Consider the following 26,130-nt stretch of genomic DNA (forward strand, 5'->3'; position numbering starts at 1 on the left):
TTGGAGATTAGGGTTAGTTTTTTAACACTTAGTATTTTACCTTCGAACTCTGGTTAAGACCGTCAATAATATCAGTTATCTCTTTATTGAGCGAATCAATAGTGCTTTGTGAAACTGGCTGCTTCCCTTCAATCTGCTTATAATAAAGGTTATAGCTTTTAATCCGCAATTCGCAGTATTGTTTTAATGTGGCATCCCGTTCTTTGTAAACATCAGGAAGCGGGAGCGAGTCGACAGCATTGAGAAGACTGATGTTCTCCTGCCAATAATATAATCCACGGTCTTTAAGCTCAGAGAGTAAAAGCTCTTTGGTGGTATCTTTAGGCATACTCATTACTTCTAAGGCCATTGATTCTTTTATGGCGAAATCTTTCATTTTAGTTTCGTAAATGCCAACTACATTAGGAATCATGCGGTAAACCACTATACTGCCACCTAATGTAACAACAGCAATAAGCATGGTAACTATTAGTTCTGTCCCTTTTTTATCCGGCTGGATAATGCTTGGATAATACAGATAGCCAATTGCAAACCCGCTAAGTAAGCCACCTACATGTGCCGCATTATCAATACCTGATTTAGTGCCATACAACAGGTTAAATCCTACAAATAACGCTATGCTTATCAAAAGCTGCTTGCGTACAGATTTATCAATTACATTGGTAGTGAGCAGAGACAGGAACACCCCGTACATACCAAATATAGCACCTGAAGCGCCTGCACTAACACTAAAGCCGTTATATGATATGCTTGTAAGGCTCGCCACCAATCCTGTAAGGAGATACGCTGAAGCAAATTTCAGCTTACCGAGCACCGGCTCAAGCAAAACGCCTATATATATTAGGGCATACATATTCAGTGCAATATGGAAAATTCCAATATGAAGAAAGATATTGCTAATCAATCGCCACCATTGGTTGTTCAGGGTCATTGGTCCGTAGTCGGCACCCCAGCTTAACAGATCTTTTACAGAGGGTTCAAAAAAGGATATTCCGCATATCACCATAATAACGAATATGGCTACATTGATATAAATGATCAAAGGAGTTATAACATAACCTTTTTGAGGAATAAAAAAGCCAAGGAATTTTAAAAGGTTTTGTTTAGTTGATGGCAGAGGAGCATTCAGAAGATCATCTGCTGCCGATTCAAATATAGGAGCAAGTTCGGTCAGTTTTTCTTCCACCTGATCATCTGTTACTGATGTTTGGAACTGGCCGAGCGTTTCAATAAAAGTATCTACATTTTCTTGATTTAATTTGGCCCAGTCATTGAGTTTTCCATCTGCATTTTTACTGATTACCAATGCGGTATCCTCCTTAATAATAAGGCGAAACTCCTGAATTGGGGTTAGAAAGCCTCCATCCACCATCGCTATGAAACCGTTTTTTCCGGTATAAATGATATTCCATTGAAGATGCCGGGCGGTTTCAATTGCTATAGCGAGATAGCGTTTTTGATCCAGGCCATCGAGAGTGGTTTCTTTGTGAAAAGAAGGAGTAAAGCTGAATGCCATAAAGTTTAGGACGTTTTATTGTTAAAGATGGCGATAAATTTGTTGTCTCTCCAAAAAAACAACACATACACAGTAAATTACTGACCTGTTTTGGTTTTGTATGTTAAGATAGACATAATTAAACAGGGTTTGGGTCATCGAATTTTTTGCGCAATCATTTATAAAACGAACTCAAATATATTAGTCTTCATCACTAATCTCTCCCAAGCTACCTTACCGGCTTCGGAAACACCGGTAAACTTTCATGTCCATCTGCATCAACCGACTGTACCGCGAAGAAATAATTATCCTTTGAATAATTCAACGTGGCCGAAGTATCTGTAACGTAGAATTTCTTTTCCCAATAGGGGCTGATGGTTTCACGCATCAGTATATAATAGCCTGCAGGCTTTTTACCGGTAGCGGGAGCTTCCCATTTCAGTTTGGTTTTATTGGTGAGATCGCTTGTCATGACGCCTACATTTTGCGGCTCGGCAGGGGCCGAAGCAAGATTGGCCAATACTGCAAGGTTCATGCGGGCTACTTTTTGCACATAACTAAAATCAACAAAATCGGGCAGGTCGCCGTATTCAACACCGTTTTCGGTGCGAATGTTCTGGTGCTGGCGGTTAAAGTTTTCATTCATTTCGGTAAACCTTACTGCCGTAAAACCCTGCTCTAAAAATGGCAGGTGATCACCGCCACGCAGGTAACGGTCGCGCCTATAAATAAGCTTCACATCCAGTTGATCGACATAGCGCTCTCCAATTTCTTTAGTGTAACGCGCCAGTTGTCTCGAGGGACTATCATTTTCCCCTCCTAATGATTTCAAAGCTGCCACTTGTTTGTCGGTAGCTGCGGTAGGTACGCCATCGCTGAAAACACGCACGCTGCGGTTATCTTTCAGATCGGTTTCCATGCCGTAAGTATTGCCGACGATATCATTATTCAGCATGGCATCTACATTCCAGTTTTCGGCTTTAGCCCGTTTGGCAACATTGGCCGAGCCGTACAAACCCTGCTCTTCACCAACCACAGTCATAAAAATGATAGTAGCCGGAAAAGACCGTTTAGCCATCACCCTGGCCAGTTCCATAGAAAGGGCAGTACCCGAAGCATCATCATTGGCGCCGGGTTCAACACCATTGGCATCCATCACGTCATTGATGCGTGAATCATAATGTCCCGATACCAGGTACACCCGTGTATCATTAGCATCTGTTCCTTTCAGTGTGGCCAGTACGTTTTTGAGTTTGATGGGTTTATCAATCCGCGTGCCCTTTGGCTGTGTGAATGTGTCAAATTGAACCGTCATCCTTCCGTTTGATTCCGAAGCATATTTCTCCATCTCGGCCTTGATCCAGTTTCGTGCGGCGCCGCTGCCGGTGGTTTTGCTGGTGGTATCACTCAGCGTGTGCCTGCTTTTAAAGCTAACCAGTTTGCGGATGGTAGTTTCAATGTTTTTGGCTGATACTTCATTAACCATTTGCTTAATGCCAGCGTCCTGTTTTACGATGGTTTGTGCCGTGGCGGGCAGGGTTAGGATGAGGAGGATGAATGGGAGGAGGTGTTTCATATGATGAATGTCTGAAACCCGAATTTATGGAATTAATGAATTTGCAGAATGAAACATATTGTAATAATCACGTGATGCGATTCAGTTAATTCGCGAGTTTAAATTTGCAGGTTCAAGGTAGTAACATTGATCACAGGATGTTTTTAGTGTAACCCTGTCTCTTTTATAAGCATCTGATTGTCAGATTGATATTGAGAAATATTCGAATTTGTGTTAACCCTGTTAACCCCTGTCGTTTCTTTTTGTGGCCAGTGTGATCACACTGCCAAAGGCAAAACGAGAGGATGTGTTTCATATGGTATGGTAGTAATTTTTTTAATGTAGGAGGCTATATCATAAATCATGGTACAGCCTTTTTCTTTTGATAGAAAGTTAAGAATTATTTGCCAACCCTGGCTTGCAAATGTTGTGGATATCTTGCTCCAACTATTTCGATGTCTTTAAGGGCTGATTCTACTTTTTGCAGATCTTCAGTGGTAAGCTGGACATTTACAGCAGCTACGTTCTCTTGTAAACGGTGAAGCTTAGTAGTCCCGGGTATCGGTGCGATCCACGGTTTTTGGGCGAGAAGCCAGGCAAGCGCAATCTGGGCAGGTGTAGCGTTTTTCTCGGTTGCTATGCTTCTTACCAAGTCTACCAGTGCCTGGTTGGCTTTCCTGTTTTCTTCTGAAAAACGGGGAACGATGTTTCTAAAATCGCCTTTATCAAATTGAGTAGTTTCGTTGATCGCCCCGGTTAGAAATCCCTTACCCAGCGGACTGAATGGCACAAACCCGATACCCAACTCTTCAAGCAGTGGAATGACTTCCTTTTCCGGCTCCCGGTAGAATAACGAATATTCGCTTTGTAGGGCAGCTACCGGTTGTACCGCATGTGCTTTGCGGATGCTTTCTATACCAGCTTCTGATAACCCCCAATGCCTGATTTTACCTTCTTTAATGAGTTCCTGAATAGTCCCTGCCACATCTTCCATTGGCACATCTGGATCTACCCGATGTTGGTAAAACAGGTCTATATAATCAGTATTCAAATATCTCAGCGAGTTTTCGGCCACCTGCCTGATCCTTTCAGGACGGCTATCAAGGCCTTTGGTCGCATCACCACCGGTAAAACCAAATTTGGTGGCGATTACTATTTTATCCCTGAATGGAGCAACTGCCTTACCAAGCAAAGTTTCATTGCCACCCTGACTGTATGCTTCGGCGGTATCAAAAAAGGTTACACCTAAATCATAAGCCTTTCGGATCAGTTCAACCGCTTCTTTTTCATTTGTTGCCGGGCCATAGCCAAAGGTCAGTCCCATACAACCCAATCCTAAAGCCGACACCTCTAAGCCGTTTTTTCCTAATATTCTCTTTTCCATAATTTTATTTAATTTAAGTATTCCAACTGGACAGGTACAAAGGTCAGGGGTATTTTCCATGAAGCGCTTATACCAATCATGGTATTACCTACCAATTTTACCGATAGGCGGTACTTCATATTTTTAAAGTGCATGATGTCGTTAACTTTGCAGTAACAAACGAGAAAAAAATGGAAGAGTTAGTAAGATTTGAAACGGTTAAGGCTTATAATGATTTCAATAACAATGAAACGCTTCACCCATTGGTGAGTGTGATCGACTTCTCAAAGGCCAACCCACGTCAGAAGTATAAAATGTATTTCGGTTTGTACGTAGTGATCCTGAAAGATGTGAATTGTGGAGACCTGCAATATGGCCGTGCTACCTACGATTATCAGGAAGGCACTTTGGTGTTTTTTGCTCCCGGCCAGGTAGCGGGTGTGCGGAGTAACGAGCTGTTCCAGCCGCAAGGGTATGCATTGGCATTCCACCCAGACTTTATTAAAGGCACTACACTCGGACGCCAGATCCACGAATATGGCTTTTTTAGCTATAACATGAGCGAAGCGTTGCACATGTCCCAGCGCGAACGTCAAATCGTATTAGATAGCTTCAATAAGATACAGTATGAACTGGAGCATGCTATTGATAAACATAGTCGCAAACTGGTGGTTAGCACGATAGAATTGTTTTTGAATTATTGCGTACGCTTTTATGACCGGCAGTTCATTACCCGCGAAGATGTACATAAAGGCATTCTTGAAAAGTTTGAAACCCTGTTAAACGGTTATTTTGGTTCGGAAAAACCGCAAGAAATCGGATTGCCAACGGTCGCCTATTGCGCTGACGAACTAAACTTGTCTGCAAATTACTTTGGGGAGTTGATCAAAAAAGAGACCGGCAAATCGGCGCATGAATATATTCAGGCTAAAGTAATTGACCTTGGAAAAGAGAAAATATTTGACCCTAACAAATCCGTAAGTGAGGTAGCTTACGAACTTGGATTTAAATATCCGCAACATTTTACAAGGCTTTTTAAAAAACAGGTGGGTAACACGCCTAATGACTATAGAAATGTAAACTAACAAGCATGTAAAATCCCTTATGGATTTTAGAAATATTTATCGGTAAACTTCGGTAGTACTGATAAAAAAGCGGAGAGGGGGATTTGTTTTAACCCTAATTTTCTGCGCTTATTCGATATCTTGAATGGTTTTCAATTTCGTACTCACCGAATTACTCACCACTTTTTATTTATAAGTATATAGCTGCAAATGCTATATTCAAATGTACAAAAAAGGGAAAAAACAATTCTTTTTTATTCATGAAAACGTTCGTTCGATTTCTATGATTTAAGGCCCTCCAGCCAGACGTACATCCTTAAATCAGTAAATTGTCTTTTAAAAAACCATTAAAGTCCCTAAAACCCGTTGGAATGCAATAATAGATCTTAAGCCTATTCTATACTTTGAAGTAAATTTCTCGAGAAGCTTCTTTGGCAGAGTTTTATTATAGAGCTCAGTAAATTGGATGTTCCGGAGCCATTGATCACAGCGTTCCGAAAAAAGGTCAGTGCATTCGGTTACACTTTGACCATGCTAATTCCTAATTTTAATATCTCGGTGTAACACTAATTTTTAAGGGAAATTACTTATAAAAAATACTGGTCATAACTTATAAAAGATATAAGAGTATTATTTAGTTGAAATTAAATGCTGAATAATTTACCATTTGTAAATTATAATAAAACATGTATTTTTATCATGTATGAAAAAATTATAATTCATAATTCAAAATACTTTTTGCACACAACCTATTTAACCTAATCCCTAATCACATTAATATGAAACCATCTCAAAGCAATTCTAATCTATAAACCATCTCCATTCCTGATTTTAACTTATTCGCTCGCGTTAGTGAATTGGAAAAAACAAAATCGAAATAAATCGTCCTAAAAATAAAAATGAAAAAAAACTTATTATCACTCGCAATAATGCTTTTGGGCTGCCATTTTTCTTACGCCCAGTGGACTACAGTTGGCACTGTAACAACCACTATCAACACTGTTGGCATTGGTACAACCACCCCTGCTTACCCATTTCATTTATACAATACTACAGCCCGAAGTACAAATAGTGGAGGCTCTGTTGATTTCGGCCTCGATTCGTACAACAATAACCTGGTGGGCTCACGCTTGTATTTCGGGCGCTCCCGCGGCACTTTAGCTACTCCTTTGGTAGTACAAGACGGAGATTACCTTAGCCTTCTTGATTTTTATGGTCATGATGGCACTACGGCGCAACGTGCAGGACAGCTTATTTTTAAGGTTGACGGAACCCCTGCAAGCGGCGTTGTTCCTGGGGCATTCCTGTTTACAACTGTAGGCTCGGATGGCGTCAATGCCGAGCGGATGCGGATCAGTTCGGGTGGTAATGTAGGTATCGCTGCTCCAACCCCTATTTCTACTTTCCAGGTTAATAGCGGCCCTTACAAGTTTTCTGCAGGGCCCTGCCCCGGCGGCGATTTGCATTATGGAACGGCTTATATCGGCTTTAACGCTGCGCGTATAGGGCGCGGCAACTCTGCAAACTGGACTATTGAAGGAGACGGTAGCCATAATGGTGGCGGTGTAATTTACTCCGATGTTTCCGGGAATGTATATGTAGCCCCTGTACCTTCAGCCGGCACCGCTACCCGTACGCTGACCGATCTTGACATCAAGAATAACATCACTTTTCGCGTTGACGCCAATGGGACAACCTACGCCAAAGCAATAACCGTAACAACTACCGGCTGGCCCGACTATGTTTTCAAAGCACCCTATCAATTACCATCTTTATCAGAAGTTAAAACTTACATCGACCAGAATCAGCATTTGCCCGAAATACCTTCAGAACAGGAAATCGCCAAAGAAGGGCAGAACCTTGGTGAGATGAACAAATTGCTGCTTAAAAAAGTGGAAGAACTGACTTTGTACTTAATAGAACAAAATAAACGGATAGAAAAACTTGAATCACAAATAAATAAATCTCATGAATAAATAGACGTTTTAAAGTAGTGTTATTTTTGTTGGGCTTAATTACACTACCCGGCTTAGTGCATGCGCAATACTCATATGAGCATGTTGGAGGCACCGGCAGGGTATCTTTATTAGTTGGCAGTCTTCCGCCGGATAACGATTCTAATGCTGCCAAATTGCAAATAGATGTTTTTGGCGGCGGTTGGGGCTCAAATAATACGGGCGTAACTCCTACTATGTAGGTAAACGAGGCGGCATAATTATTCACCAGATAACCAATGGTAATGCTATGATTTAAAAGATCATTTGGGAAACACAAGAGTAACACTCACCCCCGATCCGGCAGACCTTACACAGCAAACAGCAAAGCTACTTCAGCAAAACAAGTTCCTGATATACTTGACAGGAGAATTGTTCCCGCAGTTCCTTTCCGATCGCAGCCAGAAATCATAATCTGTGATGAATTGATGATCGACCTTGCGCAGGCTGATATCAGTTAAATCATAACGCTACTTCAGAAAACGTTGGGTATGGCTCAACAATATCTTATATCGGCTCAATGTACCCTTTGTCGCTTCTTTGCCTACCAGCTTCTTGAACCGCTTGTTGTGTTCTTCAAATACTTCAATCAGCATTTTGGGGCTTTCTTCCTTACCCATAAAACGGTTTTTCAGGCTTTCAGCTGTGATACTTTCCTGCGCTTTTATCATCGCACCATGTGCGTCGTCAACCTGTGCCCTCAGGGTATCAAGATAGTTGTTGAAGGTTTTAACATGTTCTTTAGTTCCCTTCATCCGGCCGGCGGAAGGCATCCATTGCGATGGTTCGCACTCGCGACCCGATGTCAGCTCTGACCGCTTGCCGTTCACGGTGATACGCATGTACACAGGCACGGGACCTGTTTGATAGTTTCTTGATCTCTTCAAATAAAAGAGCACACTGAAAATTGTCTTCATAATGACTCACTGAATGGTTAAACAAATATCGGTTTGCGGCCATTTTCTGACAAGATGTTCAATTTTTGAACTGGTTGCAAATCAGTGTTTTAACTATGTTTTGGTGAGTCAATCAAATGATTGACCTGACTCACCGAATTACTCACCGGATATATGTGAAATGGTGAGTAAATTAGCTTGTTGGTTAAAAATCAAAAGCCTGATTTCGTGCGAAAAATAGGCTTTTAGTCAATTTTGGTATGAAAATCAGCGGAGAGGGAGGGAAACGGACTATAGGCTTTTTTAAGCTTTTTAGGCCTATTTTGGCTGTTTTTTATTTGCGGTGCCACAAAATTGCCACAAAATATTAAGCCTAATAAATTTCCCTGAAATATCTTCAAAAGCTTCCTGCACGGAAGCCGACTTAATTTAAAGAACGATATAATTCGTAATGATTATTTATACAAAAATAGTGAAAAGTTTACTGTCACTTACTTGGTGCTCTTCTAATTTGCATTAATTATTTTATGTTGTGAACGTAAAACTCGCCATTCACCTACTGCAATTTCTGATTCAAACTCTGTAAAAATAGTTTTTGGGTTTTCATTTACTCTAAAGAATTGTATCAACTCATGAAGGTGTTGGTTATTAACAGATGTACCTTTGTTTATAAATGTTGCCATATCTGTGACTGGAATGTCTATTTCATTAGTTATTGGTACTGGCATAGGCTTATGCGTAATCAATAAACCATCGATAGTAAAACCCTCGATATTTAATGTTCCAATATTGTTTACTTTGCTAAGTATTTCAACGTAATTTTTTATTTGTGTCATACCTTTTTTTAACTCATTCATTTTATAATTGACCTCAGACGCGGTGATTAGCCCTATAAAATGTTTATAGTCTATTACGCAAGCACATTTACGGACAGTGTCAATAATAATAAGGTCAGGATGTACCTGCTTGCCTTCATACTTAATCACCTTCTCCAGATAGGAAGTCCAGTTGCTGAAATCTGTTACTGAAGAATATAATTTATTAAGGTTAAACTTTTCAATGCGATTGATTAACTTATCATATATTTTCTTTTTTGATCCTTTATTTAGGGCTCCTAAAATCATTCTTGATGGTTCTAGCTGAGAGAATAGGTTGGGCAAAACATAGTATGTGCCCGATGAAGAAAGGACAAACGGCTGAATGGTGACGCTGGTATGGAAATTATTGGGATTAAAAGTCAAGTCCAATATTATAGCCCTAGTCACATCTGTTGATAGCCCGGTAATAGTTGATGCCAACTTTTCAAATTTCGGGGGACTTAGATATAAGGGATTTGAGCCAAAAGAAAGATTTTGCCCTTTTTTTGCGTCAAGGACTGCCTCTATCCAGCGGATAAAATGAAAATTTAGAAAAAATAACGCATAAAATTGACGAAGTTCTTTTAGGCTATACCCACCAAGTTCGGTCGTTTCCTGTAGCTCAGGGAGTAATACTTCGCTCATTTTTGCATATAGCAAAGGATAAGATTTTGAATGTCTTCCTTTACTCCAGTCAATGTGATTGGCAATAGGAGGTTGCGAAAAATCTATATCTTTTATCCATTCTTCAAATTCGTTATCCATTTGCTCATGGGGATAACTTAAATAAACTACTTGCATCCGTTCAGCATACAATAGCTGTTTATCGTAGATGCTATAATAATCATAGTCTTTTGGATTGAGAAACGTGATGCTCTTGTTTTTTTCATCAAAAATGGCCGATTTGATTCCTCTAGACCAAGTAACAAATTCCTGCGCGATCATATGGTAGCCCGTACCCCATCCTAAAAAATCGGCAGCCATTTCCTGTAACTGCCGGGGAGATTCATCAGTAATATCCTGAAGAACCGGTTGCTTTTGTTTCCGCATCCACCTGATACAATGGCCAATTCCATGGATCATGTTATTTAAGTAAACAGATACATTATGGGCGTCATAGCCATTTGCTATTAGGTTATCTCTATGCCTTTCGGTATCTCCATAGACTTGCAACAAGTAAGGTATGACGATAGCTTCAGAATATCGAAAGAATGCGTAGTTAACATGAGCTTCATCCAATACTTCTAATTCGAACGTTCTTATTTTCTCATAATCCTCCATGTATTAAGAAATAGAGTCCTTAACATTTTTTAAATTTAATAGTACGCTTTCCAAGTTGTCTATGATTTCGCTTATCAGTACATCCGGTTCTGGTAAATTGTCTAAATCAATAGATTTAGTATCTCTTAACCAAGAAATGTCAAGATTTACTTTATCTCTCGCCAGGATTTCTGCATGAGTAAATCTCCTCCAACGTCCTTCTTGATTATTATTTCCCCAAGTTTCTTTTCTTTTGGTTTGTTTATAACACTCAACAAATGGTAGAAGACTTTCAAAGCTCAATGGATTTTTCTTTGGGGTGTGATGAACATTTGTCCTGTAATCGTAGAACCAAATTTCATCCCGATTAGGTTCTTTAGTCGGTTTTACCTTATCAAAAAACAAAACATTAGCATTTACACCTTGAGCATAAAATATACCCGTTGGTAATCTCAGAATTGTATGCAAATGAACTTCTTCTATCAGTTTTCTCCGAATTATCTCGCCAGCGCCACCCTCAAAAAGCACATTATCTGGTAAAACGACTGCTGCTCTACCTTCTTCGCTTAGCATACTTATTATATGCTGTAGAAAAGCGAGCTGTTTATTACTAGTTGTGATCCAGAAATCCTCCCTCAGAAAATAGCCCTCTTTTTCTGCCAATTTCACATCATTTGTCGGAATATCACTGCTGCTTTTTCCAAAAGGAGGATTTGCTAAAACTATTTTCACCTTCTTTTCAACCTTAGATTTTAAACTGTCAGTAACTTGGATATCAGGAGTCTTTTTTAAATCGCCTACACCATGTAAATAAAGGTTCATCAAACAAAGGCGTGCTGTAGCTTTTTCAATTTCCCAACCATGAAAAGCATCAAACTTTATAAAGTCATGTTCATCCTGAGTTAGCTCTTGCCTATTCAGAAAGTCTAGAGCTCCTAAAAAAAAGCCCCCTGTACCACAAGATGGGTCTGCAATCGTTTCTAAAGGCTGAGGTTGAACACATTCAATTATTGCCTGTATTACAGAACGTGGTGTAAAATATTGTCCTGCACCACTGTTTTCAGCATTCTTTTGTAATAAAGATTCATAAATCTCACCTTTGATATCATATCCAGTCGAAGTCCAGTTTTCTTCATCAATCAAATTTATAAGCTTATGTAGTTTTGCAGAATCATGAATCTTATTTTGTGCACCTGAAAAAATTTTCTTTAGCATTCCGCCTGTTTCAGCCAAAGTCTTTAGAATTTTTTCATATTGATCTAACAATTCTCCTCCCTTGTAAACTACAAGATTATGCCAATCACAAATGGCTGGTAGACTATATTTGCTTGTATTTTCGTCCGCCATTTTCAAGAAAAGTAAATAGGTCAATTGTTCTAAGTAATCATTGTATCCCAAACCATCATCTCGCAACGTGTCACAAAACGACCATATTTTTTGAACTAAGTTGTTTGTTGTCATAATGTCCGTACTAAATTTTTTAACCAAGAATATCCATCAAGTTCAGAGTAAACCATCAAACAAGCTTTTGCTGTACTTGTGTATGACTTTCTTTCAGAATCTACTAATTTTATTAATTCTTCAAAACACTTCCTCACCATCGCTTTTTTTACTGCCGGTAGTGAATTATCTATGTTTCTTTTTGCATCTTTAATTTGGGACACGCAGTCATCCCAAACAATTTTCCTTGCTGTATTGAGTTGATCCAAGTCCAAATGATAATAAAATATAGACTGCTTAACTCTATCAATTTCATCATTTTCTGTAGTCGCTGGAATAGGTATTCCCTTGTCGAAAGTAAGTAATGAAACATCTACGGGGTTTGTTGGATCTAAGAGTATAGGCTCTTCACAGCTTAGATTTTCCTCGTCGTTAGCCACTCTTCCTAACACTAAGTCAAGCGGGAAATAATCCCCTTTGCCTTTTACATCCTCACAGTCACCAAGGCGATCTCTCCTAAGTTTGTTTGCCAAGGCACCAGCTAATCTATAATTATCCCAATCATATGCCTTCCACCAATAACCGGTTTCCTTATGAACTAATGACTTACTTTTTGTATTGTTATAATCGATTTTCTGTTTTGCCTTATTCTTTGGTCGAAAATGATCTACTTCAAAATCACCGTTTCCTATTGGCGCTTCAGAGTACCAACACTTATTGTGAGAAAGAGCTAACATATCTGCCTGGAATAGGTTCCAATCTGGATGACCAGTAATATAAGTTTTTCTATCGGCTATGCTTAGGTTAGCCATATTATTCAAATGATTTTGCCTAATAGCATCCCACCCAATATCTATTGCTGTCTGCTCTAGGTTACTGTTGTCAATATACCTCATGCCTTTTTCTCTTCTTTTGAGATTTCATCAAGAACTTCTCGAGCAATCTTGTCCAATTCCTCTTCTTCCTCCTTGGTATACTTGCGATTAACAAATGCATCACTTTCACTGGTCAATTGTAGGAATTTATTATATCTGCTATCTGCAGTATCATCATCAAATCCTATCCGATCAAAATATTTTTTCAGACGTTCAAATTCCAAACGATCATCTTCGGCAAGTTCTCCATTACTTATTTTTGCTTGCAAATATCGTTTCTGGTTTAGAAGGTCCTCTAGTTTCTTGCTAATAAGAGACGGTATCCCAAATAATTCACTTGTTAAAATTTTAGATACGCTCATCTCTCTCGGACTAATAAATGGATTAAATGCTTCTGTCTTACCTTGATCATTCTTTTTAAATATTTGAACTTGGTTTTTTTTGAGATTTCCAATTACCAAAGGATCATGTGAGCAAAATATGATTTGAGTACTTGCTTGTCGTTTTACTACTGTATCTAAATAATCCAGATATTTCCATTTCCACATAGGATTTAAATGTGTGTCGGGCTCATCCAACAAAACGAGAGATTCTTCGTCCTTTGTGAATTTTAACAATCCTAATACGGTTAAAAGTTGTTTTTCCCCCTCACTTAGCTCACTCATTGCCAATTCGCCGCTGACACTTTCTTTTCCAACTGTTATTTTAACATCATGAAGTAAATCTGAAATATGAATACTTTCTAAAGCATTAAATAACTCAATCTTATTTCCGTATCGAGTATCAACTAACTTTTTAAAGTCTGCTAAATCTTTAATAAAAAGGTATTTTCTATTTTGTGTTTCTGCCTTTTTATAACTGACATTAATTCTTGCCTTTTCTTCTATAGGAGCAAACGAAAATTCATATAAATCATCAAGCAATTTTCTTACTAAGCCATCAGCTCCCCAGAATAAATCGTCTTTCATTTTTGCTTGTGCCCAAGCCGGTTCCTTAAGCATAAAAAGTGCTGAACCAAAGTCAGTAATTTTTAGCTCTTCCCTTAAAAATTGTAGAGTTTCATCAGATTGATCAGGAAACAAGTAAAAGGCAATTAATGCGAAGTTTGCATGTATATTTTGTGCCAAAAATATTCTTCGTATAGTGCTAAATTGCTCACTTCTTAATTATCTGGTCATAATATAATTTTTGGTGAGGTATATACAAGTCATTTAACCTATCGCTGATTCCCGAATAATAAATAAAAATGTGTCTGGGTAAATAATGATCGACATTTTTGGTGAATTTTGTTGTCTCAGATTCGTTATTTATTCTAAATAAATACTTCCCCTTTTCGTAGGTTATATCAATGATGTTACCACGACACTCATATTTAATTGAATAATCAAAAGCTGGTATTTGCTTTTTGTTGAAGTTATATGTGAGATCTAAATCTCTAAAAATAATAACTAAGGCTTCCATGAAGTTTGATTTTCCAGTAGCATTTAAGCCCAACAAAACCGTTTCCATTGCCTTTTCGTCAATATTTATCTTAAAATCATTAAGATTTTTAAATGTAGTTTTGATATGTACTTTATCGATTCTCATACCTTTTTGTTATCATGATTAAGTGAAAGAAATCCTTTCTTATTTTCTAAAATAAGATGTTGGACTTTTTTTAATTCAGCATAAAACTTTTCAATGTTATCTGAATACATGCTTTGTTCCCAAACTTCTTTGGCAGCTAATGGCAACTTCGAAGATTCTAGCACTTCGATAATACCTTTATTTACTTTATTCATTTTTTTCTTTTTTGGCCGCTGTTTTCTACTTTCCTTAAGGTTAGTATAGTATTTTTCCTTTTCAAGGTATATTGCTTCTATTAATTCTTTTACAGGTTTCTCATTTAGGTATGGAGGAATCAGATTGCCGCTAAAAGCCTTTAGTAAAATACTTTGTTTAAGGAATAAAATATTCTGTATGGCAAGTCGAATGTTTTTTATTGTGAAATCATAGATGCTAAGATGTGAATCAATGGTTTCCACAATCTTTAACTGATCTTCAATTGGACAAATCGGGATCGGAAGTTCTGATAAAATAGAGATGTTTATTGAAGCAAGATTAGTAGTCTGCTTTCCATTTTCATAAAAATATTTTTTGGCTGCTTTAGTTCGAGAATAGTAAGATATAAACGTTGGGTCAAAATCGCTTGACGTTACACGAGCTCGAAAAATGTGATTTTGATGAATACAGTTTTTAATTTCTTCACGCCAAACAGTCCCCCGACCTAGCTTATCCCTATCACCTCCCTCTGTATATAATACGTCTCCATAAAGCAAGCGATATTTTTCTTTGTCTGAAGGAACAACTTTAATAGTTTTTACATCTGTTAGATCAAGATAACCGTCTTGCACATTTGCGACCCTTAAGTACGGTACTTCTACAGTCTCTTTTCCGGCAAGATTCTTTCCCTTCGTTACTCCGCCACTTATAGCACAAATTTCTTTTAACCTAACAAACCCCTTATCTATATTATTAAAAGACCAATGTAGTAATGCGTGTTGATAGATATTCAGTTGAGCCTGTATTTCGTTTAACCGAAAAAGGCCATTGTCTAATTCACTAAAAAGTTCTTCGATTTTTTCTACAATGTGCGCCTGCTCCTTTAGTGGCGGCAAGGGTACCCTAAGTTTGCCCAATATTTCAGAATTTACATGGGGGATACCCGTACCCTTCGTGTTTTTCTGAATAAAATCATTTTTTAAAAGCAAATAATAATACAAGTAGCTGCTTTCGACAATAAATGGAGTGATTTTCATTATTGTTGAACCAAGAGCACCTTCTTGACCTTTAAATGTCAAACCACTTCTTGCCCCATCCCAAACCATGGCCAATGACTTCTTATCAATCATTGTTGACTCTTCAGGATAACTAAACTGCCGGATTACGCTTTTCTCAAATCCTTCGATATCTAAATAAGGAACCGCCCCTTCAATTGCCTGTTTAAACAAGCTTGGCTTTTTCCCTTTGGAAAGTACGACAATATCCCCGAAATTGACCTCCGCCCAACTTTTTGGTAATTGATATGTATTCGATTCTTTGTTCATTTTATATTTTTTCCAGTAGTTCTTTTTTTACAAATTCGTAAGCGTAATTAATGTCATAAGATAAACCTGGTTTTAATAGACCCTCCATATCTGCCAAAAAATCTTTATCTAATATTTTCTTTTCCATGTTTTCAAGAAATTCTTTCTGTGTTACACTGTTATCCTCTTCCTTCATATAAAAGTTCCATGCTTCAATAATTACATTCGGGTCAACATTACCCTTAGTTATCGCAAGCCACATATCAAACAGATCCCTTCCTTTTCGTCTCTGATAGAGAGCACGCATTTTGGTACCTAATAACTCAGCTAACTGATATGATGATATCAAAACTTCTCCTGTGTACCAATCAGACTCCATAGCATATTTTACATCCTGTATGCCAAAAATAGTATGGTGCTCACGGCAATTAACTTCAACTTTTAATCTTAACGGAATTCCTCCTTCTGATTCAAAGCGATATATCAATGTGTTATTATGTTGTTTTTGTTTACGTATTGGTTTATCACCCAAAAAAGATAATACCTCACGAAGCTTATCCATAATTGGTCCGAATGGCTCAGCAGTGATTTGCACTAAATCTATATCTTCAGAATACCTTGCGGCAGGCGACAGATACAATTTGTGTAAAGCCGTTCCGCCTCTAAACGCCAACCTCTCTTTTAAATACTGATTACTAAAGATTGACATTAAAGCCCGCTCAATTACCAGATCTTGTTCTACCTGAAAATCCTCCTGCCAAGGAGCTTTTTTACGCCATGCGGTTATATATGCCTGAGGAATCATAAATCAGTTTCTATTTCTATATTCTGAACAACTTTCCAATCATTACCAGTTATCATCTCAGGCTTTTCTTTTTGTGGTCTTAATAATACAGGGAAATAATTCACTGTTTTTAAATAATCTTTTATTGGCTCGCTTAAATCTGGCATATTTAAAATCTCTTCAAGCAGAAAGCCTAAACGTTGAACCGCAGTAATAGGAGAATACCGTTTAACGAGATCAAGCATTTTCTCGGCATCAATGCTTTCACAGAGTTCTTCCAAAACTGTTGCAACTCTATTAAGACCGCCTGCCTGTTCAAAATAATTCACCAGATCCAATGCGGTTAACTCCGGTGATGATACGTTTATATACCCTGTATCAACCTTTTTTTGAACTATATCGCCTTTGAACCATTCCTTCTTTATATAGAAATTTATCTTCAGGTTATCATTATTGATATTCCTTAAACTTGGTTTCATTGTGATTACAGAAAAAGATTGGGGTTGCTGGTGGGCGGCTCCATAATAAGATGCTGCATTTAACAGACCTATGTAATAATCTTTCCCTAAAAATTTCATCAGTTCTGCAATAAATAAGGATGGAGGAAGAATGCCTTTATTACGATATTCTGGCGTAATGACTACATAAAATTCATTTCTTATTAAAGCAATTTCTTTCTTCTTTTTAAGTCGCTGTAGCGCTTTCTTAATTGCCTCATCGGACTGTTCAAATTTATTTCGTACTTCCGGCAATGAGAAAGCATACCTTCCATTAGAACGTAGTTCATTAATAAAGTCCTCTAAATAACCATATTGTCCAGCCATCTAAGTTTTTGTTTGATATAAGGGATGTTTTTTATCCCTTATTGCAGATGTAAACTTATTTAATGTTTTAATTGAAAACAAGTTTTTGCTAAAAAAATTAGACAAAATCAGTAAAGAAGGGATTTGTGGCACATTTTCCAAACCCAAAAGTGCCATTATTCTGCCACAAAAAATTTGAGCGCTTTTGAAAGATTTGTGAATGGCTATAAACGAAAATGCCTTTAGATACATCATAAATAGGTATTTAAAGGCATTTTAGGGATGAAAAAAGGTTTAATCTCTAATTTGATGGATTCGAACCCTCGAACCTCAAAATGAATTTAATTGTAGCTGATTATCAATTAGTTATATGATTTAATAAGACATAAAAAAACCGAACTTTTGGGTTCGGTTTTATTTCGCGGAGAGGGAGGGATTCGAACCCTCGATACCCTTTTGGAGTATACACACTTTCCAGGCGTGCTCTTTCGACCACTCAGACACCTCTCCGTGTAAATGTGGATTGCAAAGGTAAAATTTTTGCCCTTACTATCAATAAAAAAGCGAAGCCCGTTTTAACCGGCTCCGCTTTCACAAAAACTTAACTCTACTTATAAAAATTGCACTCGCACAGGTATGACAATTATGGTGTGCTTTGGTTTAATTTGAGTAAAAAATATTAGGCTGCAATGCAGATACATAATTTTAGCTTATGTTTGCTCCGCACTGTCACATGGCGGTGGTTAACATAAAATACTGTTTTGGTTGCAATGCTGAGCATCAACGACATTAAAAAACCTATTGCTGCTGATATTGATGCGTTTGAGGAGAAATTCAGGAACTCAATGAAGAGCTCCGTTCCGCTGCTTGACCGCATCACGCATTATATTGTAAAGCGTAAAGGCAAGCAGATCCGCCCTATGTTCGTGTTCTTTTCGGCCAGTATTTGCGGTGGCATCAATGAGGCTACGCATCGCGGGGCGGCGCTGGTTGAGCTGTTGCATACAGCATCACTTGTGCACGATGATGTGGTTGATAACTCCTACCAGCGCCGCGGCTTTTTCTCTATCAACGCTTTATGGAAAAATAAGATAGCTGTTTTGGTGGGCGACTACCTGCTGTCAAAAGGTTTGCTGCTTTCTATCGATAATAACGACTTCCAATTATTGCGCATCGTATCCGACGCTGTTAAGCAAATGAGCGAGGGTGAACTGATGCAAATTGAAAAGGTACGCCGCATGGATATTGGCGAACCTGTTTATTATGAGGTGATCAGGCAGAAAACCGCTTCGCTTATTGCATCCTGCTGTGCCTGCGGTGCTGCGTCGGCAGGGGCCAGTGACAAGGTGATTGAAAAAATGCGCCTCTTTGGCGAGAAAATAGGCATCGCCTTCCAGATCAAGGATGATATGTTTGATTTCGGCACTGATGATGTGGGTAAGCCGTTAGGTATCGATATCAAAGAAAAAAAAGTCACCCTGCCGCTTATTTACGCCCTGGCCAATTGCAGCAGTTCAGAAAAAAAGAGGGTGATCAACCTGGTGAAGAACCATAATGAAGACCCTAAAAAGATTGCCGAGATCATCAAATTTGTGAAGGATACCGGGGGCTTACAATACGCCGAAACCCAGATGAAAAAGTACCAGGAGGAGGCTTTCGAAATCCTGAACACTTTTCCCGACAGTGATTCGCACCGCGGGCTGGAGCAACTGGTTAGGTTTACTACCGAACGGGACAAATAATCAATTTTATTGCTGCGTATAAATAACTGGTTTTTTAAAGATGCACTCCCTATCTTTATCACAACCGGTTTTTACACTTATGACAGCTACAATCCCTACATTGTTTGAATGGGCGGGTGGTACACCTGCTTTTGAACAGCTTTTCAACAAGTTTTATGATAAGGTTTTGGCCGATGAGCTGCTGGAACCCGTATTTAAGCATATGTCGCCCGAACACCGGGTGCATGTGGCGCATTTTGTGAGCGAAGTATTCGGTGGCCCTAAAACTTACAGCGAAACTGAAGGCAGCCATTATGCCATGATCAATAAACATTTGCAAAAGCATTTAACCGAAGCGCACCGCAAGCGCTGGATTGAACTGTTGCTGCAAACTGCCGATGAACTTTCACTGCCCGATGATCCGGAATTTCGCTCAGCTTTTATGGCCTACCTGGAGTGGGGTACGCGGATAGCAGTGCTGAACTCCCAAACAGATACTACTACGGAAAGTCCGGATACGCCTATGCCAAAATGGGGTTGGGGCGTACCGGGCGGACCATACATCCCCTTAAATAATAACACGGGTATGTAAAATGACCGGTGTACCAGGTCGGCATATCATAATTACTACTCTTTGGGCGTTTATGTTCGGGTAAACTTATTAACTTCGTAAATGCAGTCCATACAATCCCTCTTCCCCAAAATAGGTTTTTTTTCTATCCTTGATGTATTGCTGGTGGCGCTGATCATTTACCAGTTGTATAATCTTATCAGGGGAACCATTGCAGCTAATATTTTCATTGGTTTCGCAGTGATCTTTGCCCTCAATTTTGTGGTGAAGGCTTTGGATATGAAACTGCTTACCATTATCCTGGGCAAATTTGTTGATGTGGGGATCATTGCCATTATCGTCGTATTTCAGCAGGAGGTAAGGCGGTTTTTATTACTGGTGGGTAAAAACGCTTCGCTACAACGCAATAAAGCCTGGTGGCAATATTTCTTCGGAAAGTCGGAAGTGGAGAAAAATAATTATGCCCGGATCAAGCCTATTATTGATGCCTGCAAAAGCCTGAAGCAAACCCGCACCGGGGCGCTCATTGTTTTCGCCAAGTATTATGACGAACAGTTTTATCAAAACAGTTGCGAGGTGGTGGAGGCCAAAATTTCAAAACGATTATTGGAAAGTATTTTTCAGAAAACCAGTCCGCTACATGATGGTGCGGTGGTGATTTCGGAGAATAAGATTAAATCGGCAAGTTGTATTTTGCCGCTTACCGAAAAAACTGATCTGCCGGCGCAGTTCGGCCTGCGCCACAGGGCAGGTATTGGTGTTACAGAGGCAAATGAGGCCACGGCGATCATTGTATCTGAAGAAACCGGTGAGATCTCATATGCCAAACAAGGCCGGATTAAAATGAATATCAGTTTTGCGGAATTAGAGAAAGTTTTGAATAAGGATTTTTAAGATAATGATTGTTGACTGGCGCAGTCTTGTGTGCAGGATAGTGCAGGGCTGACATGTGACGTCGCGATTAATGTCTCCCCCCCAAAAGATCTACGGAGTAACCTTATCTTTTTTAACTCCTACAGTATCCGGATTAACAATATCTATCCTTTTAATGAGCATATGATATTTCATTCCCGGCTGGTCTGTTTTAACAATAGGCATATTATCTCGTGAATAGGTTTTAACAACCGGCATCCGGCTATACACGGTTACATTATCAACAAGTTCACGGGTATTTAACAATGTGCTGCTATCATTTAAAAATCCATTTTTCGGAAGTACCGGGATTAGTTTAGACAAGTTGCTGTCAGGCTTTAATGGCTTCAGGTTAAAAAGTTTATCGACAGAGTTATTATTATCCGGGGTTTTATTAAGACTTTGTGCTTTAAGCTGGCCGGCGCAGGCTATTAGCATAATAAAAAATACGGCTTTTTTCATGGCGATAATATTTTATACTAATATACCTATCATTCAATAATATTAAAATGTTAAATAATGTTATAAAATGTTAAATGCTTTTGAATTGTACTCAAATACCAAAGCCGTAAAATGATAGATTTTATTACTTTTGTTGAAAATTTAAAAACCGATGAGCGAACTCATTAAAAAACAAGTGAACGATGCAAAGGCCCTGATGGAAAAGGCCATTGACCATGCAGATAGCGAATTAAATAAAATACGTGCAGGTAAGGCAAGCCCTTCATTACTTGACGATATCAGGGTTGATTACTATGGTACCCCAACGCCATTAAGCCAGATAGGCAGTGTTAACACTCCTGATGCCCGTACCATTGTTGTTCAGCCCTGGGAAAAATCATTGTTAAACCCTATCGAAAAAGCTATTAAAGAAGCTAACTTAGGTGTTAACCCTCAAAACGACGGTATTATTATCCGTATCAATGTACCGCCGCTTACTGAAGAGCGCCGTCGTGATTTGGTTAAAAAAGCTAAAGCCGAGGCTGAGACCGGTAAGGTGGCTGTTCGTAACATCCGTAAAGATGCCAACGAAAAGATTAAAAAATTAAAATCTGAAGGTGTTTCTGAAGACGAAATAAAAACAGGCGAAGCTGAAGTTCAAAAACTTACTGATGCTTACATTGCTAAAGTTGATCAGCTTTCAGAAGCTAAAGAAAAAGATATCATGACGGTTTAATATTAACCTTATGTCAAATTAAAAGGGAATGAGCTACTTAGCCATTCCCTTTTTTTATGTTTGCTGTTGAAACATGAATGTATTAATCTCTTACTTAAAAAAACACCGCTGGATAGTTGTATTTGCACTTTTCCTGGCGGCAATGAATATAGGCTTCTCCCTGCTCGACCCATGGATAACCGGGCGTATTGTTGACCGTGTTATTGAACAACGCAGTAAGCTACAATATGACGCATACCTTAACCAGGTGCTGATGCTGGTTGGCGCTGCTATTGGTGTTGCCATGGTATCGCGTATAGCTAAAAACTTCCAGGATTATTTTACCAATATCATTACCCAAAAGGTAGGTGCTGAGATGTATGCCGATGGTTTAAAGCACTCGCTTGAGCTGCCCTACCAGGTATTTGAAGACCAGCGGAGCGGCGAAACTTTAGGCATATTGCAAAAGGTGCGTTTAGATTGCGAAAAATTTATTACCTCCTTTATCGGGATACTTTTTGTGTCGCTCATCGGAATGGTATTTGTTATCGTTTACTCGGTGAGCGTGAGCTATAAGGTTACCCTGGTATATTTCGCCGCGATACCCATCATCACTTTTGTGAGTATGGCCATGAGCCGGAGAATTAAAAAAATCCAAAAGACGATCGTAGCCGAAACAACGGCGCTTGCTGGTTCAACAACCGAGTCGTTAAGGAATATAGAGCTTGTAAAAAGCTTGGGTTTGGCAAAACAGGAAATAGCAAGGTTGAATAATACTACCTACAAAATTCTCGACCTGGAACTGAAAAAAGTGAAGTATGTACGCAGCATGAGCTTTGTACAGGGTACTACCGTAAACTTTGTGCGCAGTGTGATGGTTGTAGTACTGTTAATGCTTATCTTCAAAGAGACTATCTCTCCGGGTCAATATTTCAGCTTTTTATTCTATTCGTTCTTTTTATTTAACCCATTGCAGGAGTTAGGCAATGTAATCCTTTCCTGGCGTGAGGCTGAAGTTTCCCTTGGTAACTTTAACCGGATATTGAGTATTCCTATTGATAAAAAGCCCGAAAAACCTGTATTGCTTGAAAAAGTGAATATCTTAACATTTAATGACGTTAGCTTCAAACACTTAACCGCAAATCGTAACGCGCTTAACCATATCAGCTTTGAAACCAATTCGGGCGAAACGATCGCTTTTGTTGGCCCTTCGGGTTCGGGTAAAACTACGCTCGTTAAATTATTGGTAGGTTTATATCAGCCCTTGCAAGGAGATATTTTATACAACGGCACATTAAGTAAAGAAATCGACCTTGATCAACTGCGCGAAAAAATAGGCTTCGTAACCCAGGATACGCAACTGTTTTCGGGTACCATCCGCGAGAACCTGCAGTTTGTACGCCCGGATGCTACCGATGAGGAATGTATGGACGTGCTGCAGCGTGCTGCATGCCAAAGCCTGCTGGCCCGTGCCGATAAAGGTTTAAGTACCGTAATTGGCGAAGGTGGTGTAAAAGTATCAGGCGGCGAAAAACAGCGCTTGTCAATAGCCCGTGCTTTATTACGCCAGCCGGATATCCTGGTATTTGATGAAGCCACTTCATCGTTGGATTCCATTACAGAGGAAGAGATCACCGAAACTATCCGTAACGTATCTGAAAAAGAAAATCATATCACCATCCTTATAGCTCACCGCTTATCAACCATTATGCATGCTGATAGCATTTACGTATTGGAGAAAGGCCGTATTATCGAATCGGGTAAGCATGCCGATCTCATTTCCCAAAAAGGTTTATACTATGCTATGTGGAGACAACAGATAGGAGAGAAGGATACGGTAGATGCGTTGGATTAAAAGACTCACCTGCCGTCTTCACGCAGGCCAAGCCAATGTTTGCCTGATATGATGAAATACTTAGCGGGTGAGGTGCTGAAACAAGTTACCCAAAAATGGGTGTCATACTGAGCCCGTCGAAGTATGACGGGCAGGCCTCTGCGCACGAGTCTTCGACAGCCTCAAACTGACAAGCCCTCTTTGTCATCTAACCTTCAGGGGCCGCAGATTTATACACTCAGCGCGACCTTTTTTATAAACAAACGAAGCCGATCTTGAAAACATCGGCTTCGTTTGTTTTACCCCCAATCTGTCATGCCGAATTTATTTCGGCACCCTACAGGAAGGCTCAACTATTGCTTAGCTTGCTTAGATATTTTTATTTTCAATCATCCTGAAAAACTCATCGCGATAGGTATCGCCTACAGGGATGATCTTGTCGCCTATCTGGATGCGGCTCCGTTCAATACTGTCTATTTTGTTGAGGGCTACGATGTATGATTTATGTACACGTACAAAATGTTTCTCGGGCAGCGCATCCTCCATCTTTTTCATGCCCTGCAGGGTAATAATGCGCTCGGCAGAGGTAAAAATGCTGATGTAATCTTTCAACCCCTCAATAAACAATATATCATGCAGGTATACCTTCTGAATCTTATGTTCGGTTTTTACAAAGATAAAATCGGTTGAAAAATCATCCTGCTGCACGGGTTCGGCCTGCATCACTACCTGTGGTTTGGCTGTAACCGGCTGGATAATACTTTGTGCTTTTTGTACCGATTTAAAAAAACGATCAAATGCGATAGGCTTTAACAGGTAATCAACCACATCGAGCTCATAACCTTCAAGCGCGTACTGCGGATAGGCTGTAGTTAAAATAACCTTGGCTTTGCCATTGGCGATCTTCAAAAACTGGATGCCGGTAAGCTCGGGCATCTGAACATCTAAAAATACAAGGTCGGCTTCGGCCGCCTGTACCATGGTAAGCGCCTCGATGGGGTTGGTTGTAGCTTTAACCAATTGCAAAAAAGGCATCTTGGAAATATAGTCTTCCAAAATATGCAGCGCCAAAGGCTCATCGTCAACTACCAAACATCTGATCATAGCGTAAAAATAATGTAATAATGGTTATCTTAAATTTTTTAATGTGCTGTTTTGTTATAACGGCGTCAATTCAACCGATTTATACCAGATTTCGGCTCCCTCCGATTGTAGCAGGATGCGGCCATGCGATAATGAGGCTATTCCCCAGTTTACCAAATGCCCGTTAACATAATGTTCAATCTGGTTGCCGTTGCAAATAATTTCGATGGTGTTCCACTCGTCGCGCGGATTTTCAAAATTGGCGGTTCGGTAAACACGCTGCTGGTCCCACTCAATGGCCGATTTGTTTGGCGTAACCACATTAGTATGTTGCACGCACCAGATATCGCCGCAATCACCCTCCTGGATCTGGCATTCTATTGATCGGGGCCAAACGATGTCTTTATCAGTTTCGCCAAAATGATATAAAATACCCGCGTCGCGTACCCCCTTTTCGCGCGGGTGATATTGTTTGCTCCCCCATTTAAACACCACTTTCAGGTAGTAATTGTCGTACGATTTTTGGGTGGCCATATAGCCAAAGTATTTACCCATTACATGCACCATGCCGTTTTCAATGGCAAAGTTATTGTGTACATCGTTATCCTTACCGAGTGTATCCAGGTAGGTATACCAACCCTTTTTATCCTTGCCGTTTAACAGCTTTTGAACACCACGTTCCCTGATCCAGATATTGCGGAATGATACCGGAAACTCATGCTCTTGCAGCAACAAGGGTAAGGCGAAGGCGTGTTTTTGATATTTGGGCTGACCAACATGTGCCACTGTTCCTTTTATAGCTACATGGTTTTGTACCAGTATGCCATTGTGTAATACGGTAATGTAGGCCGGTGTTTTAACAGAACTATCGATATTAAAGCGTGGGGCGGTATAAATGATATCATACTTTTGCCACTGGCCCGGTTTAAGCGAGGCATTTACCTGCGGCACATACTGTTTGTAAACAGAACCGGCTTGCCCGTTTGAGTAGGTGCGGTTTTTATAACTGTCGAGGATCTGCAGCTCGTAGCGGCTTTGCATAATTACGCCGCTGTTGCCGCGCTCCTGGCCGTTGCCTTTAACAACGGCTGGTGTGCGCCATTCAATATGCAGCTGGCAATCGGCAAAGTTTTGTTTGGTAATGATGGAGCCGCTGCCCGGTTTAACAGTTACAATACCATCCTTTACTATCCAGCCCGGTTTGTTACCTTTCTGATCTGTCCATTTGTCCAAATTTTTGCCGTCAAACAAAATAATAGCATCAGATGGCGGTTTGTTGCCGGTGCCCGGTAAAACTACTTCAGGCTCAGGGTCCCAAACTTCGGTTGCTTTAGGATTGGTTTGTGCAGATGCAGTAATGGCCGATGCTGCAAGAAACAGGGCTGGGAGCAATTTTTTCAAA

General features: G+C 39.6%; 24 protein-coding genes and 1 tRNA gene. 8 read left to right on the plus strand and 17 right to left on the minus strand.

All coding sequences use genetic code 11. From position 1 onward, the window contains the following. Positions 1 to 28: 28 nt before the first annotated feature. The 3 genes from MusilaSJ_RS18385 to MusilaSJ_RS18395 all read right to left on the minus strand — a co-directional run bounded on the left by MusilaSJ_RS18385 (position 29) and on the right by MusilaSJ_RS18395 (position 4,434). Entirely contained in the window at positions 29 to 1,516 is a 1,488-nt protein-coding gene (locus MusilaSJ_RS18385; protein ID WP_274986327.1) for a rhomboid family intramembrane serine protease, read from the minus strand. A gap of 208 nt (positions 1,517 to 1,724) precedes the next feature. Next, positions 1,725 to 3,071 (minus strand): M28 family peptidase, encoded by a 1,347-nt coding sequence (locus tag MusilaSJ_RS18390; RefSeq protein WP_274986328.1) that lies wholly within the window; start codon positions 3,069 to 3,071, stop codon positions 1,725 to 1,727. 379 nt (positions 3,072 to 3,450) lie between these two features. Continuing rightward, positions 3,451 to 4,434, minus strand: coding sequence for an aldo/keto reductase (locus MusilaSJ_RS18395; RefSeq protein WP_274986329.1), 984 nt, complete (start codon positions 4,432 to 4,434; stop codon positions 3,451 to 3,453). Between the two features lie 170 nt (positions 4,435 to 4,604). On the opposite strand from MusilaSJ_RS18395, the gene MusilaSJ_RS18400 reads away from it, so the two are divergent. The 3 genes from MusilaSJ_RS18400 to MusilaSJ_RS18410 all read left to right on the plus strand — a co-directional run bounded on the left by MusilaSJ_RS18400 (position 4,605) and on the right by MusilaSJ_RS18410 (position 7,674). Next, positions 4,605 to 5,498, plus strand: a complete 894-nt coding sequence (locus tag MusilaSJ_RS18400) for a helix-turn-helix domain-containing protein (protein ID WP_274986330.1) — start codon at positions 4,605 to 4,607, stop codon at positions 5,496 to 5,498. 878 nt (positions 5,499 to 6,376) lie between these two features. Next, the gene (locus MusilaSJ_RS18405; protein WP_274986331.1) at positions 6,377 to 7,453 is read left to right on the plus strand and encodes a hypothetical protein; all 1,077 of its coding nucleotides are present in this window, start codon (positions 6,377 to 6,379) and stop codon (positions 7,451 to 7,453) included. A 17-nt stretch (positions 7,454 to 7,470) separates the two neighbouring features. Then, positions 7,471 to 7,674 (plus strand): hypothetical protein, encoded by a 204-nt coding sequence (locus MusilaSJ_RS18410; protein ID WP_274986332.1) that lies wholly within the window; start codon positions 7,471 to 7,473, stop codon positions 7,672 to 7,674. 132 nt (positions 7,675 to 7,806) lie between these two features. On the opposite strand, the gene MusilaSJ_RS28110 is transcribed toward MusilaSJ_RS18410, so the two are convergent. From MusilaSJ_RS28110 to MusilaSJ_RS18460, 11 genes are all read right to left on the minus strand, one after another. Further along, positions 7,807 to 7,923: a phage integrase SAM-like domain-containing protein gene (locus tag MusilaSJ_RS28110; RefSeq protein WP_446725147.1), complete on the minus strand. Its 117-nt coding sequence runs from the start codon at positions 7,921 to 7,923 to the stop codon at positions 7,807 to 7,809. A gap of 18 nt (positions 7,924 to 7,941) precedes the next feature. After that, positions 7,942 to 8,358, minus strand: a complete 417-nt coding sequence (locus tag MusilaSJ_RS18415; protein ID WP_274986333.1) for an Arm DNA-binding domain-containing protein — start codon at positions 8,356 to 8,358, stop codon at positions 7,942 to 7,944. A gap of 515 nt (positions 8,359 to 8,873) precedes the next feature. After that, positions 8,874 to 10,505 (minus strand): hypothetical protein, encoded by a 1,632-nt coding sequence (locus MusilaSJ_RS18420; protein ID WP_274986334.1) that lies wholly within the window; start codon positions 10,503 to 10,505, stop codon positions 8,874 to 8,876. 3 nt (positions 10,506 to 10,508) lie between these two features. Next, positions 10,509 to 11,945 (minus strand): class I SAM-dependent DNA methyltransferase, encoded by a 1,437-nt coding sequence (locus tag MusilaSJ_RS18425; RefSeq protein ID WP_274986335.1) that lies wholly within the window; start codon positions 11,943 to 11,945, stop codon positions 10,509 to 10,511. Next, complete coding sequence (locus tag MusilaSJ_RS18430) at positions 11,942 to 12,820, minus strand: hypothetical protein (RefSeq protein WP_274986336.1); 879 nt, start codon at positions 12,818 to 12,820, stop codon at positions 11,942 to 11,944. Before MusilaSJ_RS18430 ends, MusilaSJ_RS18425 begins: the two co-directional genes overlap by 4 nt. Beyond that, a complete protein-coding gene (locus tag MusilaSJ_RS18435) occupies positions 12,817 to 13,926 on the minus strand; it encodes an AAA family ATPase (RefSeq protein WP_274986337.1) in 1,110 nt (369 codons plus the stop codon). The genes MusilaSJ_RS18430 and MusilaSJ_RS18435 overlap by 4 nt, the downstream gene beginning before the upstream one ends. 28 nt (positions 13,927 to 13,954) lie before the next feature. Continuing rightward, on the minus strand, positions 13,955 to 14,386 hold the full coding sequence (locus tag MusilaSJ_RS18440; RefSeq protein ID WP_274986338.1) for an AAA family ATPase: 432 nt from the start codon (positions 14,384 to 14,386) through the stop codon (positions 13,955 to 13,957). Next, positions 14,383 to 15,885, minus strand: a complete 1,503-nt coding sequence (locus tag MusilaSJ_RS18445) for a restriction endonuclease subunit S (RefSeq protein ID WP_274986339.1) — start codon at positions 15,883 to 15,885, stop codon at positions 14,383 to 14,385. The genes MusilaSJ_RS18440 and MusilaSJ_RS18445 overlap by 4 nt, the downstream gene beginning before the upstream one ends. A gap of 1 nt (position 15,886) precedes the next feature. Then, the gene (locus MusilaSJ_RS18450) at positions 15,887 to 16,669 is read right to left on the minus strand and encodes a nucleotidyl transferase AbiEii/AbiGii toxin family protein (RefSeq protein WP_274986340.1); all 783 of its coding nucleotides are present in this window, start codon (positions 16,667 to 16,669) and stop codon (positions 15,887 to 15,889) included. After that, positions 16,666 to 17,472 carry a type IV toxin-antitoxin system AbiEi family antitoxin domain-containing protein gene (locus MusilaSJ_RS18455; RefSeq protein ID WP_274986341.1) on the minus strand — a complete coding sequence of 269 codons (807 nt, stop codon included), beginning with the start codon at positions 17,470 to 17,472 and terminating at the stop codon, positions 16,666 to 16,668. The genes MusilaSJ_RS18450 and MusilaSJ_RS18455 overlap by 4 nt, the downstream gene beginning before the upstream one ends. Positions 17,473 to 17,873: 401 nt before the next feature. Then, positions 17,874 to 17,961, minus strand: a tRNA-Ser gene (locus MusilaSJ_RS18460). 260 nt (positions 17,962 to 18,221) lie between these two features. Between MusilaSJ_RS18460 and MusilaSJ_RS18465 the strand changes: the two genes are divergently transcribed. The 3 genes from MusilaSJ_RS18465 (at position 18,222) to cdaA (ending at position 20,637) form a co-directional block, all read left to right on the plus strand. Then, complete coding sequence (locus MusilaSJ_RS18465; protein ID WP_274986342.1) at positions 18,222 to 19,193, plus strand: polyprenyl synthetase family protein; 972 nt, start codon at positions 18,222 to 18,224, stop codon at positions 19,191 to 19,193. Positions 19,194 to 19,272: 79 nt separating this feature from the next. Further along, the gene (locus MusilaSJ_RS18470; RefSeq protein WP_274986343.1) at positions 19,273 to 19,764 is read left to right on the plus strand and encodes a group II truncated hemoglobin; all 492 of its coding nucleotides are present in this window, start codon (positions 19,273 to 19,275) and stop codon (positions 19,762 to 19,764) included. Between the two features lie 81 nt (positions 19,765 to 19,845). Further along, a complete protein-coding gene (cdaA, locus tag MusilaSJ_RS18475; RefSeq protein ID WP_090530839.1) occupies positions 19,846 to 20,637 on the plus strand; it encodes a diadenylate cyclase CdaA in 792 nt (263 codons plus the stop codon). A 90-nt stretch (positions 20,638 to 20,727) separates the two neighbouring features. Here the strand turns inward: cdaA and MusilaSJ_RS18480 are convergent, their stop codons facing one another. Further along, entirely contained in the window at positions 20,728 to 21,117 is a 390-nt protein-coding gene (locus MusilaSJ_RS18480; protein ID WP_274986344.1) for a hypothetical protein, read from the minus strand. A gap of 151 nt (positions 21,118 to 21,268) precedes the next feature. Between MusilaSJ_RS18480 and frr the strand changes: the two genes are divergently transcribed. Together frr and MusilaSJ_RS18490 are read left to right on the plus strand one after the other, a co-directional pair. Continuing rightward, a complete protein-coding gene (frr, locus tag MusilaSJ_RS18485; RefSeq protein ID WP_090530830.1) occupies positions 21,269 to 21,832 on the plus strand; it encodes a ribosome recycling factor in 564 nt (187 codons plus the stop codon). A gap of 73 nt (positions 21,833 to 21,905) precedes the next feature. Beyond that, complete coding sequence (locus MusilaSJ_RS18490; protein ID WP_274986345.1) at positions 21,906 to 23,666, plus strand: ABC transporter ATP-binding protein; 1,761 nt, start codon at positions 21,906 to 21,908, stop codon at positions 23,664 to 23,666. Positions 23,667 to 24,014: 348 nt separating this feature from the next. On the opposite strand, the gene MusilaSJ_RS18495 is transcribed toward MusilaSJ_RS18490, so the two are convergent. Beyond that, a complete protein-coding gene (locus MusilaSJ_RS18495; RefSeq protein WP_274986346.1) occupies positions 24,015 to 24,749 on the minus strand; it encodes a LytR/AlgR family response regulator transcription factor in 735 nt (244 codons plus the stop codon). Positions 24,750 to 24,803: 54 nt separating this feature from the next. Further along, entirely contained in the window at positions 24,804 to 26,129 is a 1,326-nt protein-coding gene (locus MusilaSJ_RS18500; RefSeq protein WP_274986347.1) for a 3-keto-disaccharide hydrolase, read from the minus strand. Position 26,130: the final 1 nt, after the last annotated feature.

Origin of the sequence: Mucilaginibacter sp. SJ (assembly GCF_028993635.1) — a bacterium.
Lineage (GTDB): Bacteria > Bacteroidota > Bacteroidia > Sphingobacteriales > Sphingobacteriaceae > Mucilaginibacter.

Coding starts and splice junctions, on each gene's coding strand:
- MusilaSJ_RS18490 (WP_274986345.1), top strand. CDS start 21,906: ATGAATGTATTAATCTCTTACTTAAAAAAACACCGCTGGATAGTTGTA.
- MusilaSJ_RS18470 (WP_274986343.1), top strand. CDS start 19,273: ATGACAGCTACAATCCCTACATTGTTTGAATGGGCGGGTGGTACACCT.
- MusilaSJ_RS18405 (WP_274986331.1), top strand. CDS start 6,377: ATGAAAAAAAACTTATTATCACTCGCAATAATGCTTTTGGGCTGCCAT.
- MusilaSJ_RS18440 (WP_274986338.1), bottom strand. CDS start 14,386: ATGAGAATCGATAAAGTACATATCAAAACTACATTTAAAAATCTTAAT.
- MusilaSJ_RS18385 (WP_274986327.1), bottom strand. CDS start 1,516: ATGGCATTCAGCTTTACTCCTTCTTTTCACAAAGAAACCACTCTCGAT.
- MusilaSJ_RS18495 (WP_274986346.1), bottom strand. CDS start 24,749: ATGATCAGATGTTTGGTAGTTGACGATGAGCCTTTGGCGCTGCATATT.
- MusilaSJ_RS18430 (WP_274986336.1), bottom strand. CDS start 12,820: ATGAGGTATATTGACAACAGTAACCTAGAGCAGACAGCAATAGATATT.
- frr (WP_090530830.1), top strand. CDS start 21,269: ATGAGCGAACTCATTAAAAAACAAGTGAACGATGCAAAGGCCCTGATG.
- MusilaSJ_RS18425 (WP_274986335.1), bottom strand. CDS start 11,945: ATGACAACAAACAACTTAGTTCAAAAAATATGGTCGTTTTGTGACACG.
- MusilaSJ_RS18400 (WP_274986330.1), top strand. CDS start 4,605: ATGGAAGAGTTAGTAAGATTTGAAACGGTTAAGGCTTATAATGATTTC.
- MusilaSJ_RS18445 (WP_274986339.1), bottom strand. CDS start 15,885: ATGAACAAAGAATCGAATACATATCAATTACCAAAAAGTTGGGCGGAG.
- MusilaSJ_RS18395 (WP_274986329.1), bottom strand. CDS start 4,434: ATGGAAAAGAGAATATTAGGAAAAAACGGCTTAGAGGTGTCGGCTTTA.
- cdaA (WP_090530839.1), top strand. CDS start 19,846: ATGCAGTCCATACAATCCCTCTTCCCCAAAATAGGTTTTTTTTCTATC.
- MusilaSJ_RS18450 (WP_274986340.1), bottom strand. CDS start 16,669: ATGATTCCTCAGGCATATATAACCGCATGGCGTAAAAAAGCTCCTTGG.
- MusilaSJ_RS18480 (WP_274986344.1), bottom strand. CDS start 21,117: ATGAAAAAAGCCGTATTTTTTATTATGCTAATAGCCTGCGCCGGCCAG.
- MusilaSJ_RS18420 (WP_274986334.1), bottom strand. CDS start 10,505: ATGGAGGATTATGAGAAAATAAGAACGTTCGAATTAGAAGTATTGGAT.
- MusilaSJ_RS18465 (WP_274986342.1), top strand. CDS start 18,222: ATGCTGAGCATCAACGACATTAAAAAACCTATTGCTGCTGATATTGAT.
- MusilaSJ_RS18455 (WP_274986341.1), bottom strand. CDS start 17,472: ATGGCTGGACAATATGGTTATTTAGAGGACTTTATTAATGAACTACGT.
- MusilaSJ_RS18390 (WP_274986328.1), bottom strand. CDS start 3,071: ATGAAACACCTCCTCCCATTCATCCTCCTCATCCTAACCCTGCCCGCC.